The organism is Jiella avicenniae (assembly GCF_021390325.1).
GTDB classification, from domain to species: Bacteria; Pseudomonadota; Alphaproteobacteria; order Rhizobiales; family Rhizobiaceae; genus Jiella; species Jiella avicenniae.
This window is the reverse complement of sequence record NZ_JAJUWU010000018.1, coordinates 116,354-131,258: the sequence shown is the minus strand read 5'-3', so window position 1 is coordinate 131,258 and position 14,905 is coordinate 116,354. Positions and strand designations below refer to the sequence as shown.

Below are 14,905 nucleotides of genomic sequence, written 5' to 3'. Positions count from 1 at the left end.
TCGCTACACCACTCGGCTAATTCGGACGAAGCGGTCCGTGATCAGCATCGCGGCGATGATGATCAGGATCTGCAGGACGGAAATCGCCGCGATGGTCGGGTCGATCTTCCATTCGAGATACTGGAGGATGGCGATCGGCAGCGTCGTCTGGCCCGGTGCGACGAGGAAGAGGCTGACCTCGAGATTGCCGAAGGAACTGACGAAGCCGAACATCGCGCCCGCCACGATCCCCGGCAGGATCCCCGGCACGGTCACCCGCCGGAACGCCGTGAAGGGATCGGCGCCGAGATTCATCGCGGCCTCCTCCAGCGTGCGGTCGAAACCGACGAGGCTGGCGGTGATCAGCCGCACACTCCACGGGATGACCAGGAGAACGTGGCCGAAGACGAGACCCCAGAACGAGCCCATGATCGGCAGTTCGGTGGCGATCGTGGTTTCCACCTGGAAGATGTAGAGCGAGAAGCCGAGCACGATGCCCGGGATGACCAGCGGCATCAAAAGCAGGTTGTTGATCGCTCCGCGCCCGGTGAAGCGGTAGCGCGTCAGGGCGATCGACGCCGGAATGGCGACGATGAGGCCGATCGCGGTGGCGACCAGGCCGACCTGCGCACTGATGACGAAGGCGTCGATGAAACGCTCGTTGGCGATCGCCAGGGCGTACCAGTGCAACGAATAGCCCGTCGGCGGAAAGGAGGGGATCTCCTGCTCGTAGAAAGACAGCCACGTCACGAAGATCAGCGGCAACAGGGCGAAGAGGAAGGCGAGGGTGGCGAGGGCGTTCAACGTCCAGCGGCCGATCCGCCGGTTGGAGAACATCCCGCCCTGGTGCGGCCGGACCGCGCTCACGCCATCGACCCGAGGCGGTTCTTGTGGAAAGCGCCGCCTTTCATGATGGCGCTGAGATGCCGGCCCTGTCCCTCCAGAAGCGAAATGTCGGCGAGCGGATCGCCGTCGACGACGATCAGGTCGGCCCAGGCGCCGGGCGCGATCGTGCCGAGCTGGCCCGGCCGGCGGACGATCTCGGCGCCGATCGTCGTCGCGGACCGGATCACCTCGATCGCCGGCTGGATCTCGGCGCGGATCGAGAACTCGCGGCTCTGGTCTTCGGCCAGGGCGCCGAGGAGGTCCGAGCCGTAACCGACCTTGACCCCTGCCGCCTTGCAGATCTCCAGCGACCGGTAGCCGCCCTCGATCACCATGTCGTTCTTCTCGAGCATTTCCGGCAGCATGCCGTAGTCGGCGGCGCGCTCCTTCATCGCGACGTAGGCGACGAGATTGGCGACCACATAGGCGCCCTTCTCGGCCATCAGCGCGGCGGCAGCCTCGTCGATCAGGTTGCCGTGTTCGATGGTGCGCACGCCGAGGGTCACGGCCCGGGTAATGGCGCTCGCCGAATAGGCGTGGGCGGCGACGTAGCGGCCGAAGGCGTCGGCCTCTTCCACCGCGGCGCTGATCTCGGCGTCGGAGAACTGTTCCGACATCAATGGGTCGTAGGGCGAGGCGACGCCGCCCGAGACCATGATCTTGATGTGATCCGTACCCTGGCGCATCTGCTCGCGCACGGCCTTGCGCACGGCGTCCTCGCCGTCGACGATCAGTCTGAGGAACGCCTGCCCGTTGCAGCACAGGCACGGATAGCCGGGATTGGTCCGGCTGCGCCCGTCGCTGTGGCCGCCGGTCGGTCCGATCGAGCGCCCGGCGATGAACAGCCGCGGGCCGGGGATCAGTCCCTGCTCGACCGCCTGCTTCATGCCCCAGTCGGTGCCGCCGGCGTCGCGCACGGTGGTGAAGCCGCGATCGAGCATGTCCTTCAGGCGCTGGGCGCCGCGGGCCGAGGCGAGCGTCAGCGGCACCTCCTCGAGCCGGCGCGTGAACACCTCCGAATGCATCGAATGCACGTGGCAATCGATCAGGCCGGGCATCACCACCTTGCCGGCGCAGTCCACCACGTCGGCCGAGGCGCTCCGGATCGGGGTGTCGGAGACCTCGCGGATCTTCTCGCCCTCGACGAGAATCTCGTAGCCGCCGCGGGCCTCGCCGAAGGACGGCTCGAGCAGACGAAGGTTCTTCAGGAGGATCGGCGTGCCGGTCCGGGTGCTGGTCTTGCTCATTGTACGGCTACCTTACGGGGCGCACTGCAGATGCGATGGAAGCGGGTCAAAGGGCGCATTTGTGGAAGACGCCGTCCTTCATGATCGCCTTGAGATGGCGACCCTGCCCCGCGAGGAGTTCGAGGTTCTGCAGCGGATTGCCATCCACCACGATGAGGTCGGCCAGGGCGCCCTCGCGCAGGCAGCCGAGTTCGCCTTCCTTGCGCAGGATCTGCGCGCCGACCGTGGTGGCCGAGCGGATGATGTCGATCGCCGGCAGCACCTGCGAGCGGATGGTGAATTCGCGGCTCTGGTCGATGCGCAGGGCCCCCAGAAGGTCCGATCCGTAGGCCACCGGCACGCCGGCGCGTTTGCAGATCTCCAGGGACCGCAGGCCACCCTCGATGACCACGTCGTTCTTTTCCAGCATGTCCGCGGACATGCCGAAATCGGAGGCGCGCTCCTTCATGGCGTAATAGGCGACGAGATTGGCCACCATGAACATGCCCTTCTCGGCCATCAGGGCGGCGGAGGGCTCGTCGATCAGATTGCCGTGCTCGATGCAGCGAACGCCGTTCCGGGCGGCCCGGGTGATGGCCTGCGGCGTATAGGCGTGCGCGGTGACGTAGCGGCCGAAGGCCGTCGCCTCCTCGACCGCCGCCCGGACCTCACGCTCGGAATACTGCAGGGAATGAAGCGGGTCGTAGGGCGAGGCGACGCCGCCCGACATCATGATCTTGATGTGGTCGCAGCCCTGGCGCATCTCCTCGCGCACCGCCCGGCGCACTTCCGCCTCGCCGTCCGCGATGCCCATGGCGAAGGACATGGCGTCGCAGCACGGACAGCCGATCGCGGTGTCGGTGCGGCGCCTGGCGTCGCTGTGGCCGCCGGTGGGCCCGATGGCGCGGCCGGAAATGAACAGCCGCGGCCCGGCGATGAGGCCCTGCTCCACGCCCTGGCGAAGGCCCCAGTCGGCGCCGCCGGTGTCGCGCACGGTGGTGAAGCCGCGGCCGAGCATCGCCCGCATCTCGGCCATGGCGTTCGCCGTCATCAGGGTGATCGGCGTGCTCTCCATGTTGCGGATGAAGACTTCGCTCAGCACCACGTGAACGTGGCTGTCGATGAGGCCGGGCATGAGCGTCGCGCCGCCGCAATCGATCACGTCGGCGCCGTTGGCGCCGATCTCGCCTTCGCGAACTTCGCGGATCCTGCCGCCTTCGACCAGGAGCGAGTGACCGTGGCGGATCTCGTCCTGCTCGGGATCGAGCATCGCGAAGTTCTGAAACAGCGTCTTGGCCAAGCCACGCCTCCTCGAAGCCACGAGCCCGGACGAGTGACGGCGCCGGGCACCCGGGCAGAAATCTTCCATCGGTCGGGGAATTCGCCCGGCTCCGATGGCACCTTGCATCGATTATGCATACAGATAATATGCAAAGCAAGAGCCGAGCTGCATTGCAATTTTGCACTGCGCAAAAGAAAGGCAGAAGTTGTGAGCGCCGATCGACACCCATTGCCTGCGACCGTTCTCACCGGTTTCCTCGGGGCGGGGAAGACGACCCTCGTGCGCGAAATCCTGGCCAATCCGCGCGGTCAGCGTATCGGCGTGCTGGTCAACGATTTCGGCGAGATCAACATCGATGCGGCGCTGATCGTCGAGGGTTCCGCCAACAGCGTCACGCTCAGCAATGGCTGCGTGTGCTGCACGATCCAGTCCGAACTGGTGACGGCGGTGCGGGAGCTGATCGCCTCGCGGCCCGATCTCGACCGCATCGTCGTCGAAGCCAGCGGCGTCTCCCGCTCGCTGCCGCTCGCGGACACGATGATCTCGGAAGAGCTCGAAGGTCTCGTCACGCTCGACGGCATCTTCTGCATCGTCGACGCCGCCGCGTTCCCCGAACTCGACTATGCGACGACGGAACTGGCGATCGACCAGATCGTCGGCGCCGACCTGCTCATCCTGAACAAGGTCGACCTCGTCTCCGAAAACGAGCAAGAGCGGTTGCGAACCCAGCTCAGCGGGCTCACGCCGCATCTGCGGATCGTCCCCTGCCGGCACGGCGACGTCCCGATCGAGGTCCTGCTCGGCCCTGCGCGCGGCGAGCGCCCCGCGACGGAAAGCGGCGGGGGCCACGATCATCGAAGCCACTCTCATGGAAGCCACGATCACGTTCATGGGCCGGACTGCGGCTGCGACGGAGCCCACCCGACCGAATCGCACACGAAGGACTTCTCGTCGTGGTCGTGGCGGAGCGACGATCCGTTGGACGAAAAGCTGCTGCGGCCGGCCCTGAAGCGGATCGGCGGCGGCCTGCTGCGCGCCAAGGGGGTGCTGCGCGTGCGCGGCGAAAGCGGCGAGGAACGGTCCTTCGAATTCCAGCAGGTCGGCAAGCGAGCGCAGATGACCGCGATCGAGGCGGTCGAAATGGCCGAAAGCGCGTTCGTCGCCATCGGCCTCAGCGGGCAGATGGACGGTGCCGCCTTCAAGGCCGCGCTCGACGCCTGCCGGCTGGAGAAATCCGGGAACTGAAACCTCTCCCGGCCAGAGCGAACCCCAGACAATCCATCGAACGAGGACTATCCAGGATGACCATCGGTGTGGGCGGATCGACGCCCGAGCAGGAACTGGCGAAGATGCAGGACATGTCCGGCGGCGTCGCGTTCATCGACGATGCCGACCGCGAGGCGAGGCTGGACAAGGCCCGCGCGCTGATGCGCGAGCAGAAGATCGACGCCCTCTATCTCGATACGACGGTGAACCTCAACTACTTCACCGGCCTCAACCTGAAGCTGACGGAGCGCCTGCACGGCGCCATCCTGCCCGCCGACGGGCCGCTGGTCTATCTCAGCCCCGCCTTCGAGGAACCGAAGACCCGCTCGATGCTCAAGATCGACGGCGACATCCGGGTCTGGGACGAGCACGAGGATCCGAGCGCGCTGGTCATCGACACCGTCGAAAGCCTCGGCATCGCGGCCGGCCGGCTGGCCATCGACCCCAACGCCCCCTTCTTCAACGTCGACGGCCTGCGCCGGTCGGGCAACCGCTACGAACTGGTGAACGGCGCCGCGATCACCGGCGCCTGTCGTTCGGTCAAGACGCCGCGCGAGATCGCCCTCTTGCAGCGCTCCAACGAGATCACGCTGGAAGTCCACAAGGCCGCGGCGCGCATCATGCGCGAGGGGATCGGCACGGTGGAGGTCGAGGAGTTCATTCTCGAAGCCTTCCGCCGGCTCGGCGGCAAGGCGCCGCAGGCGGGCCGACCGATCGTCCTGTTCGGCGAGGCCACGGCCTATCCGCACGGCGTCGACTATCCGCAGTCCCTGCAGGACGGCGACATGGTTCTCCTGGATATCGGTTGCTTCCTCGGCGACTACCGGTCCGACATGACCCGGACCTACGTCTTCGGCAATGCGAACCCGCGCCAGCGCGAAGTCTGGGAGCTGGAGAAGGCCGCGCAGCTCGCGGGCTTCGCCGCTGCCCGGTTGGGCGCGCCCTGCGAGGCGGTGGATGCCGGCGCTCGCGGCCTGATCGAGGCCGCTCCCGGCTTCGAGAAGGACTACAAGACCCCCGGCCTGCCGCACCGCACCGGCCACGGCATCGGGATCGAGGTCCACGAAGAGAGCTACATCGTCAAGAACAACAAGCGGCCGCTGGAAGTCGGAATGTGCTTCTCGATCGAGCCGATGATCTGCATCTACGGGGAGTTCGGCATCCGTCTCGAGGACTGCGCCTACATGGCCGAAGACGGGGTCCGCTGGTTCACGACGCCGAGCCATAGCGTCGACGATCCGTTCGGCTACGAGGCCTGAGCAGCTCCCGCTTCGTTCGGACCATTCCTTCGCTTCCGCTTCGCGCCCCTTCCGGGGCGCGAAGCACGGTCGGAGCGGCCGTCGCGTCTTCGTCTTGACGCCGCGGCGAAGAATTCGCTGTCATGTCACGAAGCCGGCATGTAACGCGCAGGTGGTGATCGCTCGGGATCCCGTCAGGAGGGCTCATGGAAGACAGGGACGGCAATCGCCCGGCAGAGCGCAAGCGCGGCTCGGGCGTCAAGAGGGTCTACGACATCCTGCGGGACGAGATTCTCGAACTGGCCCTGCCGCCCGGCAGCCCCGTCGACGAGGTTCAACTGGCCGAACGCTTCGGCATGTCCCGCACGCCGATCCGGGAGGCGCTGGTGCGGCTCGCGGGCGAGGGGCTGGTCGAGACGCTGCCCAATCGCTCGACGATGGTCTCGAACATCGACGTCCTCAATCTCAACACCTTCTTCGACGCGATCACCCTGATGTACCGGGTGACGACGCGGCTGGCCGCGGAGAACCGCAGCGCCGCCGATCTCGATCGCATCCGCGCCCTTCAGGCGACATATGCGCAGACCGTCGCCGCCCAGGATGCGCTCGGCATGATCGCGGTCAACCGCGAGTTCCACGCCGCCATCGCCAAGGCCGGGCGCAACCCATACTACCACTCGCTGATGGTCCGGCTGCTCGACGACGGGCGCCGTCTCTTGCGGCTTTATTATCAGTCGTTCGACGACCGATTGCCCGAACAGTACGTCCACGAGCATGAAGAGATCATCGACGCCATCGCCCGGCGCGACGTCGAGGCGGCGGACCGGCTCGCCCGCGTCCATGCCGACCAGATCGTCGGGCAGATCCAGCGGCTTTTCGCGACGGACAACCGCCAGCATCCGGTCCTTTGACCTCCTCTCGGTATGCGCATATTTTATGTCGACAAATAATATGCATGAACGATAGAATGTCCGCACGGCACGGCGTCCCGTGCACCGGCCAAGGAGTGCCCCCATGTCATCGAACGTATTTCAAGGTGTCATCCCGGCCCTGATGACGCCGTGCAGGCCCGATCGCTCGCCCGATTTCCAAGCGCTCGCCCGCAAGGGACGCGAACTCGTCGATCTCGGCATGAACGCCGTCGTCTATTGCGGCTCGATGGGCGACTGGCCGCTCCTGACCGACGAGCAGCGCATGGAGGGCGTGCGGCATCTGGTCGAAGCGGGGGTGCCCACCGTCGTCGGGACAGGCGCGGTCAACACCAAAGTCGCCGCCGCGCATGCCGCGCATGCCGCGAGCGTCGGCGCCAAGGGCCTGATGGTCATTCCGCGCGTCCTGTCGCGCGGCACCTCGCCCGCCGCCCAGCGGGCGCATTTCTCGGCCGTGCTCGACGCCGGCGGGGACCTGCCCGCGGTGATCTACAACAGCCCCTATTACGGCTTCGCGACGCGCGCCGATCTCTTCTTCGAGCTGCGCCGCGCCCATGCGAACCTCGTCGGCTTCAAGGAGTTCGGCGGCGCCAAGGATCTGTCCTATGCCGCCGAGACCATCACCTCCGGAGACGACGCCCTGACCTTGATGGTCGGCGTCGACACCAACGTCTCTCACGGCTACGTCCGCTGCGGCGCGCGCGGCGCCATCACCGGCATCGGCAACGCGCTGCCGCAGGCGGTTCTCCAGCTCGTCTCGCTCTGCGAGAAGGCCGCCGCAGGCGACGCCCTGGCGCGCCGGCAGGCCCAGGAGCTGGACGAGGCGCTGATGGTCCTGTCGCGCTTCGACGAGGGCGCCGATCTCGTTCTGTACTACAAGCATCTGATGGTGTTGAACGGCGACGAGGAATATCGGCTGCACTTCAACGAGACCGACGAACTGAGCCCTGCGCAGAAGGCTTTCGCCGAGGCGCAATACGCTTTGTTCAAGGCCTGGTATGCCGATTGGTCGGGCAGGGCCGCCTGACGCGTCGCAAGAGGCAGGTCGATGACGACGACACGCGATCTCGATGCCGAGACCGTCATCATCGGGGGCGGCATCGTCGGCATTTGCTCCGCCCATGTGCTGGCGGAGAGGGGGACGAGCGTCGTCCTGGTCGAGCGCGGCGAGATCGCCAGGGGCGCCAGCTTCGGCAATGCCGGCGCCTTCGCCTTTTCCGACATCCTTCCGCTGGCCTCTCCGGGGATCATGCGGCGGGCCCCCCGCTGGCTCGCCGATCCGCTCGGCCCCTTGAGCGTTCGCCCCGCCTATCTGCCGAAGATCGCGCCGTGGCTCTGGCGGTTCTGGCGCGCGAGTTCCGCCGAGTCCTGCCGCCATTCCACCCGCGCCCAGGCCGAGCTGATGCGTCTTGCCCGTGGCGAGACCCACCGGCTGATCGCGGCGGCGGGTCTACAGTCGCTCCTGCGCTCCGACGGCAATCTCGAACTCTACGAATCCGCCCGCGAGCGCGATGCGTCGCTTGCGAGCTGGGCCGCGCGGGAGCGCGAGGGGATCGAGTTCCACCATCTCTCCGGCGAAGCCATCGCCGCGTACCAGCCGGGCCTGTCGCCCCGCTTCACCCACGCGACCTTCGTGCCGGGATGGCAGTCGGTCTCCGACCCCTACGACTATGCCTGTGCGCTCTGGCAGAGTGCCGCCGCCGGTGCCCAGCGACGGCAGGGTGAGGTGCGCGGCATCGAAGCCGATGAACACGGGGTGACGGTCGCTCTGGCGGACGGAACGAGCCTACGCGCCCGCCACGCCGTCGTCGCAGCCGGCGCCTGGTCGAAGCCGCTCGCCGCCATGCTCGGCGACCGCATTCCGCTGGACACCGAGCGCGGCTACAACACGACGCTGCCGGCCGATGCCTTCGACCTGAAGCGCCAGCTCACCTTCGGCGGTCACGGCTTCGTCGTCTCGCGGCTGTCCTCGGGCATCCGGGTCGGCGGCGCCGTGGAGTTCGCCGGGCTCGATCTGCCGGCGAACTTCAAGCGGTCCGAGGCGATGCTCGGCAAGGCGAAGAGCTTCCTTCCCGGCCTGAGGACCGAGGGCGGGCGGCAGTGGATGGGGTTTCGCCCCTCGCTGCCGGATTCGCTCCCCGTCATCGGCCGCTCCACGGCCAGCCCGCGCGTCGTTTACGCCTTCGGCCACGGCCATCTCGGCCTCACCCAATCGGCGGCGACCGCCCGTCTCGTCGCCGACCTCGTGACCGACCGTCCGCCGGCCATAGACCTTTCGCCGTTTCGCCCGAGCCGCTTCTGACAGGATCCGATCCCATGGCCCGCCACTCCTTCTTCTGCATCGACGGTCACACCTGCGGCAATCCGGTCCGCCTCGTCGCCGGCGGCGGGCCGAACCTTTCGGGCGCGACGATGATCGAGAAGCGCGCGCATTTCCTCGCCGAATTCGACTGGATCCGGACTGCGCTGATGTTCGAGCCGCGCGGCCACGACATGATGTCGGGATCGATCCTCTATCCGCCGACGCGCGCCGATTGCGACGTCGCGATCCTCTTCATCGAGACCTCCGGCTGCCTGCCGATGTGCGGCCACGGCACGATCGGCACGGTGACGATGGCCATCGAGCACGGGCTAGTCACGCCGCGCGAGCCCGGCATCCTGCGGCTCGACACGCCGGCGGGCGTCGTCGTCGCGACCTATCGCCAGGAGGGCGCGCATGTCGAGGAAGTGCGCCTCGTCAACGTGCCCGCCTTCCTGCATTCGCAGAAACTGGAGGTCGAGAGCGACGCTCTCGGCAGGCTCGAGGTCGACGTCGCCTATGGCGGAAATTTCTACGCCATCGTCGATCCGCAGGAAAACTTCCGCGACATGGCGGACTTCACGGCCGGCGCGCTCGTCGCGATGTCCGGCCAGCTGCGCCGGGCGCTGAACGAGCGCTACCGCTTCGTCCATCCGGAAAAGCCGGAGATCTCCGGCCTCTCGCACATTCTGTGGACCGGCGCGCCGACCGTCCCCGGGGCCACGGCGCGCAACGCGGTCTTCTACGGCGACAAGGCGATCGATCGCTCGCCCTGCGGCACGGGAACCTCGGCACGGATCGCCCAATGGGCGGCGAAGGGCAAGCTGAAGCCGGGGGACGAATTCGTCCATGAATCGATCATCGGCTCGCTCTTCAAGGGCCGCGTCGAATCCGGAACGAAGGTCGGCGACCGCGATGCCGTCGTGCCGTCCATCGCCGGCTGGGCGCGGATGACCGGGCTCAACACCATTTTCGTCGACGATCGCGACCCCTTCGCCCTCGGCTTCCAGGTCGTCTGACGCCGCCTGGACGACGGCGTTGCCGCGCGGTTTCGGCACACGGCAGCGATGCGACCGGCCAGACGCAGGCCTATCGTTGCAGACGGCGGGAAACGACCGGTCAGGGGCTCGACGAGTGCGGGCCCGCGCAGCGGGGTTCGCACGGGATCGACGAACCTTATCTGCATCGGGAGGAAATCGTGATCGGGAGGAAACCGTGACACCGGCAAAACAGCTCAGAGCCGCGCTTGCATCCCTGTTGATGGCGGGGGCCAGCATCCTCCCGACGAGCGCTCCGGCGGCGGGCGGAACACAGAAGGTCGCCGTCCTCGCGTTCGACTATTCCGACTCGTCCGGAGAACCGGAAGACCAGACGGCCGAACATGCCGCCCGCCTGTCGCTGTTTCGCGAGACGCTCGACGCCGACCTCGCAAAGACGGATGCCCTCGATACCGCGACCATCCCCTGCATGGCCCGCAACTGCACCATCTCGACGATGCGCGCCGCCGATCTCCTGGCGGAATGCCGGGCCGCGGGCCTCGACTACCTGGTCTTCGGAGGCGTCCACAAGATGAGCACGCTCGTCGGCGGTGGCCGGATCGTGGTTCTCGACGTGGCCCGGAACAAGTTCGTCTTCGAGCGCCTCATCTCCTTTCGCGGTGACGACGACGAGGCCTTCGTCCGCGCCGCGAAGTTCAGCGCCAGAGAGATCGTGCGCTCCGTCGGCTCGGCGAAACCCGAAGAACATTGAGGCCCGAGGGCGGGACGCAGGCGCGTCTGCCCGCCGATCGACCCGTGGTCGCGCCACCGGCGTCGCGCCCGGCCGCGGGACGATGCGGAAAGGGGGCGCCGACGCTGGTCAGAACGCCAGCGCGGCGCCGTCGGCGCGCGGGTCGCTCGCCCCTTCGAGGACGCCGGATGCATGGCGCACCACGGCGCCGGCATGGCCCGCGAGGTCGGAAAAGGCGGGGATGATCTCGGTCTCGTGGCCGGCGGCCTTCAACGCCGCGACGAGGGCGGGGTCGAAGCGATCCTCGAGCTTCAGCGTCGTCGTCGCGTCGCCCCAGGTCTTGCCGAGCAGCCAGCGCGGCGCCGTCACCGCCTGCTGCAGGTCCTCGCCGAACAGAGCATAGCGGGAGAACACCGCGGCCTGCGTCTGCGGCTGGCCCTCGCCGCCCATCGTGCCATAGGCCATCACCCGGCCGTCTGAGAGCTCCGCCAAGGCGGGGTTCAGCGTGTGGAAGGGCCGGCGGCGCGGACCGAGCTGGTTCGGGCCCGGCTGCAGCGAGAAGCCGGCTCCGCGGTTCTGGAAGAACACGCCGGTGTCGGGGCAGGTCAGCCCCGAGCCGAACTCCCAGAAGACGCTCTGGATGAAGCTCACCACCGTGCCGTCCCGGTCGGCCGCCCCCATCCAGATCGTGTCGCCGGCTTTGGCCACATGCGGCCAGGGCAGGGCGGTGTCGGCGTCGATCTCGCCGGCGAGTTCGGAGAGGGTCGCCTCGCTCAGCCAGTCCACCGCCGGCCGCGCCATGAAGTCCGGGTCGCCGAGTTCGGCATTCCTCAGGATGAAGGCCTGCTTGGTCGCCTCGATCAGGCCGTGCAGATGCGCGAAGCCCTCGGCCTCGGTAACGCCCAACCGGTCGAAGAGGGCGAGGATCATCAGGGACGAGACACCCTGCGTCGGCGGCACCATGTTGAACAGCCGGCCGGCGGAAATTTTAACCGACAGCGGCTCGACGGTCTCGGCCGTGAACCCGTCGAAATCCTCGCGGCGCAGCGGCGAGCCGGCGGCTTCGAGGAAGGCGGCATGAGCCTTTGCGATGTCCCCGCGATAATAGGCGTCGAGGCCTTCGCCGGCGAGGCTCCGCAGCGTTCCTGCGAGAGCCGGCTGTTTCAGGATCTCGCCCGCTTTGGGCGCCCTGCCGTCGATCAGGAAGGTCTCGGCGAAGCCCGGCACGTCCTTCAGCCCGGCGAGCTTCGCCGCCGTCGTGTCCGCCTGGTTGCCGGTCACCACCATGCCGTTCTCGGCATAGGCGATCGCGGCTTCGAGCAGGGCTTCCAGCGGAAGCCTGCGGGCCGGATCGACGAGGTCGAGCGCCTTCTGCCAGCCGGAGATCGTGCCGGGCACGGTCAGCGCCGCATGGGCGCCGCGGGTCGGCATCGCCTCGTGGTGGTCGCGGGCCGCGTACCATTCCGGCGTCGCCAGTGCCGCCGCCCGGCCGCAGCCGGAGATGCCGACCGGCCTTTCGCCCGGTCGGTGGACGATCCAGAACCCGTCGCCGCCGATGCCGTTCATGTGCGGATAGACGACCGCAATGGTGGCGGCCGCGGCGACCATCGCCTCGATGGCGCTCCCACCTTTTGCGAGGATCGCCTGGCCGGCGAGCGCCGCCGCAGTGTGGGGCGCGCTCATGCAGCCGTTCAATCCCCGGGCGCCGTGAAGCATGTTCGTTTCTCCTTACCAGCCGATCGCATCCGGCAGCCATAGCGCCAATCGTGGGAAGAGGTACACCGGCAATAGCCCGATCCGCCGCAATGACGACGAAGCGCCGGCCTCCGGGGCCGGCCAAGCCTTTGGGAGAACGATAGACCCGGATTTCACGCCAGATTGTTCGCGAATGCAGCATCTTCGGCCGCGCCTTCACGCTTTGGCCATATTGCGAAGCTTTACCGTAGTGGAGGGTGGAAGCCTTTTGAGATTGGGTCGGGCGTCGAGCGGAGCGGGTACCGGTTCGCGGCGGCTCACGCGACGGCGATGCTGTCGAAGCCTGACGTCGAAGTCGCGCGATCGGCAGGTGTCGGGCCTTGGCCATCGATCGCGTCTTGCGCGGCGCACGGCTGGCGGCAGAGCGGATGCCACATCGCAGGCTTCGTGCAGGCTTCGACGGCCATCTTGACGAGAAACGGGGGCATGAATGACGATCGATCGCAGGCGTTCTTCTTCGACGCGCAGGCAGTTTCTTCTGGGGGCGGCCGCGGCCGGAGCCGGCTTGGCGCCCGGTGCGGCGTTCGCCCAGAATGCGCTGGTCGACATTCTCAACGCGCCCACCCGCGGCAATTGGGACGATCAGTTCGACACCCGCGGCTCGAACGCCCGGCAGGTCGCCTCCAACACGCCGATCTTCTCGAATGCGGCGCTGGTCTCGACCCAGAACGCCGTCGGCGCTTATCAGGGCATCGTCGCCTCGGGCGGCTGGCCCGAACTGCCGGCGAACGAGAAGCTGCGGATCGGCGCGGAATCCGCTGCCGTCCCGCTGTTGCGCCGGCGTCTCGCCATTGCCGGTGATCTCGCGGCTTCGGCCGGCTCCTCGACGGTCTTCGACACCTATGTCGACGCGGCGGTGAAGCGCTTCCAGGCCCGCCACGGCCTGCCGGCGGACGGCGTCGTCGGCGAAACCACCTACAAGGCGCTCAACGTTCCGGCGCAGCTGCGTCTCAACCAGCTGATCACCAACGTCGCCCGCCTGCAGGATATGGTGGGCAAGGACCTCGGCCAGCGCTTCGTCATGGTGAACATTCCGGCCGCCTCGGTGGAGGCCGTCGAGAACGGTCAGGTCGTCCAGCGCCACACCGCCATCGTCGGCAAGGTCGACCGCCAGTCGCCGCTGCTCGAATCCAAGATCACCAATCTGAACCTCAATCCCTACTGGCACGCGCCGGCGTCGATCGTCCGCAAGGACATTATTCCGCTGATGCGCAAGAACCCGCAATATCTCGAACAGTCGAACATCCACATCTACGACGGCAACGGCAACGAGATCCCGCCGCAGTCGATCGACTGGAACACCGACGAAGCGGTGAAATATCTGTTCCGCCAGGATCCGGGCAAGAACAACGCCATGGCCTCGGTGAAGATCAACTTCCCGAACCCCTACGCGGTCTACATGCACGATACGCCGCAGCAGGGCCTGTTCTCGAACCTGATGCGCTTCGACTCGTCGGGTTGCGTGCGCGTGCAGAACGTCCGCGACCTGATCGTCTGGCTCGCCCGCGACGAGCCCACCTGGGACCGTCAGCACATCGAGCAGGTGATCGCCTCGCGCCAGCGCCAGGACATCGACCTCACCAATCCGGTGCCGGTCTATTTCACCTACGTCACCGCCTGGGCCACCGATCCGAACGTCGTGCAGTTCCGCGACGACATCTATCACCGCGACGGTGCCGAACAGCTGGCGATGAGCGAACTGACCGCGACCGCCTACAGTGGCGGCGAGCAGAACCCTTACGCGCAAGGCGACGACATCTACCAGTAAGGTCGAACGGCCGAGCCATCGCCATCACGTCGGAAGGCGCTCGCGGGACACCGCGGGCGCCTTTTTCACGTCGTTGAAATGAACGGAAGGGGTCTTGCCGACGCGTTGCTACAGAGACGCGCGATGACAGCGGGAAAACTGCCCGGCAATCTCGGAAACACGGCGGGCATGTTCGGCCTGACGGTTTCATCCGTCATCTTGTGCAACTTCAAGGCGGAGAATACCAATGTAGCGAGGGCAGAAGCAGCGCCGCGTCCCAGCCCGCGGACCGCGGAGGATGAGCCACCGCGGCCGAGGCAACGGCTTTGCCCTCGAAGGAGTGACGGAGATGTGGATGATTCCATGGACCGTCGTGCTTAGAGTGAAGAGGACCCGGACCGGCTGGGAGCTGGAAATCCGGGTCCAAATCATCACCTAAGCAAAGGAGGCCGGAGTTCACGCTCCGGTCTCCGCTCCTGCAATATATGCGATTTCAACCTGAACGGCAAATCGGGAGCCACGCGGTCTTCGTCGCAAAGGCCACGGATGCGTGACGAATTCAGAGCGGCGC

12 protein-coding genes are annotated in these 14,905 nt (G+C 67.1%); 8 read left to right on the top strand and 4 right to left on the bottom strand.

What is annotated here, in order from left to right; genetic code table 11:
- Positions 1-3: 3 nt before the first annotated feature.
- From LZD57_RS17635 to LZD57_RS17625, 3 genes are read right to left on the bottom strand one after another with little or no spacing between them, the layout of a single operon-like run.
- Positions 4-846 carry an ABC transporter permease gene (locus LZD57_RS17635; protein ID WP_233720799.1) on the bottom strand — a complete coding sequence of 281 codons (843 nt, stop codon included), beginning with the start codon at positions 844-846 and terminating at the stop codon, positions 4-6.
- Positions 843-2,111 carry a metal-dependent hydrolase family protein gene (locus LZD57_RS17630; RefSeq protein WP_233720798.1) on the bottom strand — a complete coding sequence of 423 codons (1,269 nt, stop codon included), beginning with the start codon at positions 2,109-2,111 and terminating at the stop codon, positions 843-845. The genes LZD57_RS17635 and LZD57_RS17630 overlap by 4 nt, the downstream gene beginning before the upstream one ends.
- Positions 2,112-2,157: 46 nt before the next feature.
- The gene (locus LZD57_RS17625) at positions 2,158-3,390 is read right to left on the bottom strand and encodes a metal-dependent hydrolase family protein (protein ID WP_233720797.1); all 1,233 of its coding nucleotides are present in this window, start codon (positions 3,388-3,390) and stop codon (positions 2,158-2,160) included.
- On the opposite strand from LZD57_RS17625, the gene LZD57_RS17620 reads away from it, so the two are divergent.
- From LZD57_RS17620 to LZD57_RS17590, 7 genes are all read left to right on the top strand, one after another.
- On the top strand, positions 3,328-4,617 hold the full coding sequence (locus tag LZD57_RS17620) for a CobW family GTP-binding protein (protein ID WP_233720796.1): 1,290 nt from the start codon (positions 3,328-3,330) through the stop codon (positions 4,615-4,617). The two genes, LZD57_RS17625 and LZD57_RS17620, sit on opposite strands and share 63 nt — an antisense overlap.
- A 56-nt stretch (positions 4,618-4,673) precedes the next feature.
- Positions 4,674-5,897 (top strand): M24 family metallopeptidase, encoded by a 1,224-nt coding sequence (locus LZD57_RS17615; RefSeq protein ID WP_233720795.1) that lies wholly within the window; start codon positions 4,674-4,676, stop codon positions 5,895-5,897.
- A 185-nt stretch (positions 5,898-6,082) separates the two neighbouring features.
- A complete protein-coding gene (locus tag LZD57_RS17610; protein ID WP_233720794.1) occupies positions 6,083-6,787 on the top strand; it encodes a GntR family transcriptional regulator in 705 nt (234 codons plus the stop codon).
- Positions 6,788-6,890: 103 nt separating this feature from the next.
- Positions 6,891-7,832 (top strand): dihydrodipicolinate synthase family protein, encoded by a 942-nt coding sequence (locus LZD57_RS17605; protein WP_233720793.1) that lies wholly within the window; start codon positions 6,891-6,893, stop codon positions 7,830-7,832.
- A 21-nt stretch (positions 7,833-7,853) separates the two neighbouring features.
- The gene (locus LZD57_RS17600; protein ID WP_233720792.1) at positions 7,854-9,107 is read left to right on the top strand and encodes an NAD(P)/FAD-dependent oxidoreductase; all 1,254 of its coding nucleotides are present in this window, start codon (positions 7,854-7,856) and stop codon (positions 9,105-9,107) included.
- A 14-nt stretch (positions 9,108-9,121) separates the two neighbouring features.
- Positions 9,122-10,123 (top strand): 4-hydroxyproline epimerase, encoded by a 1,002-nt coding sequence (locus LZD57_RS17595; protein WP_233720791.1) that lies wholly within the window; start codon positions 9,122-9,124, stop codon positions 10,121-10,123.
- A gap of 196 nt (positions 10,124-10,319) precedes the next feature.
- Complete coding sequence (locus LZD57_RS17590; protein ID WP_233720790.1) at positions 10,320-10,853, top strand: DUF2380 domain-containing protein; 534 nt, start codon at positions 10,320-10,322, stop codon at positions 10,851-10,853.
- A 108-nt stretch (positions 10,854-10,961) separates the two neighbouring features.
- Here the strand turns inward: LZD57_RS17590 and LZD57_RS17585 are convergent, their stop codons facing one another.
- Positions 10,962-12,548, bottom strand: a complete 1,587-nt coding sequence (locus LZD57_RS17585) for a gamma-glutamyltransferase family protein (protein WP_233720789.1) — start codon at positions 12,546-12,548, stop codon at positions 10,962-10,964.
- A 469-nt stretch (positions 12,549-13,017) separates the two neighbouring features.
- Here LZD57_RS17585 and LZD57_RS17580 point away from each other — a divergent pair, with 469 nt between their 5' ends.
- Complete coding sequence (locus tag LZD57_RS17580; protein WP_233720788.1) at positions 13,018-14,355, top strand: L,D-transpeptidase family protein; 1,338 nt, start codon at positions 13,018-13,020, stop codon at positions 14,353-14,355.
- Positions 14,356-14,905: the final 550 nt, after the last annotated feature.

Bases quoted from the DNA above. Each gene is read 5' to 3' on its own strand.
- LZD57_RS17630 (WP_233720798.1), bottom strand. From the start codon at position 2,111: ATGAGCAAGACCAGCACCCGGACCGGCACGCCGATCCTCCTGAAGAAC.
- LZD57_RS17615 (WP_233720795.1), top strand. From the start codon at position 4,674: ATGACCATCGGTGTGGGCGGATCGACGCCCGAGCAGGAACTGGCGAAG.
- LZD57_RS17610 (WP_233720794.1), top strand. From the start codon at position 6,083: ATGGAAGACAGGGACGGCAATCGCCCGGCAGAGCGCAAGCGCGGCTCG.
- LZD57_RS17605 (WP_233720793.1), top strand. From the start codon at position 6,891: ATGTCATCGAACGTATTTCAAGGTGTCATCCCGGCCCTGATGACGCCG.
- LZD57_RS17600 (WP_233720792.1), top strand. From the start codon at position 7,854: ATGACGACGACACGCGATCTCGATGCCGAGACCGTCATCATCGGGGGC.
- LZD57_RS17595 (WP_233720791.1), top strand. From the start codon at position 9,122: ATGGCCCGCCACTCCTTCTTCTGCATCGACGGTCACACCTGCGGCAAT.
- LZD57_RS17585 (WP_233720789.1), bottom strand. From the start codon at position 12,548: ATGCTTCACGGCGCCCGGGGATTGAACGGCTGCATGAGCGCGCCCCAC.
- LZD57_RS17580 (WP_233720788.1), top strand. From the start codon at position 13,018: ATGACGATCGATCGCAGGCGTTCTTCTTCGACGCGCAGGCAGTTTCTT.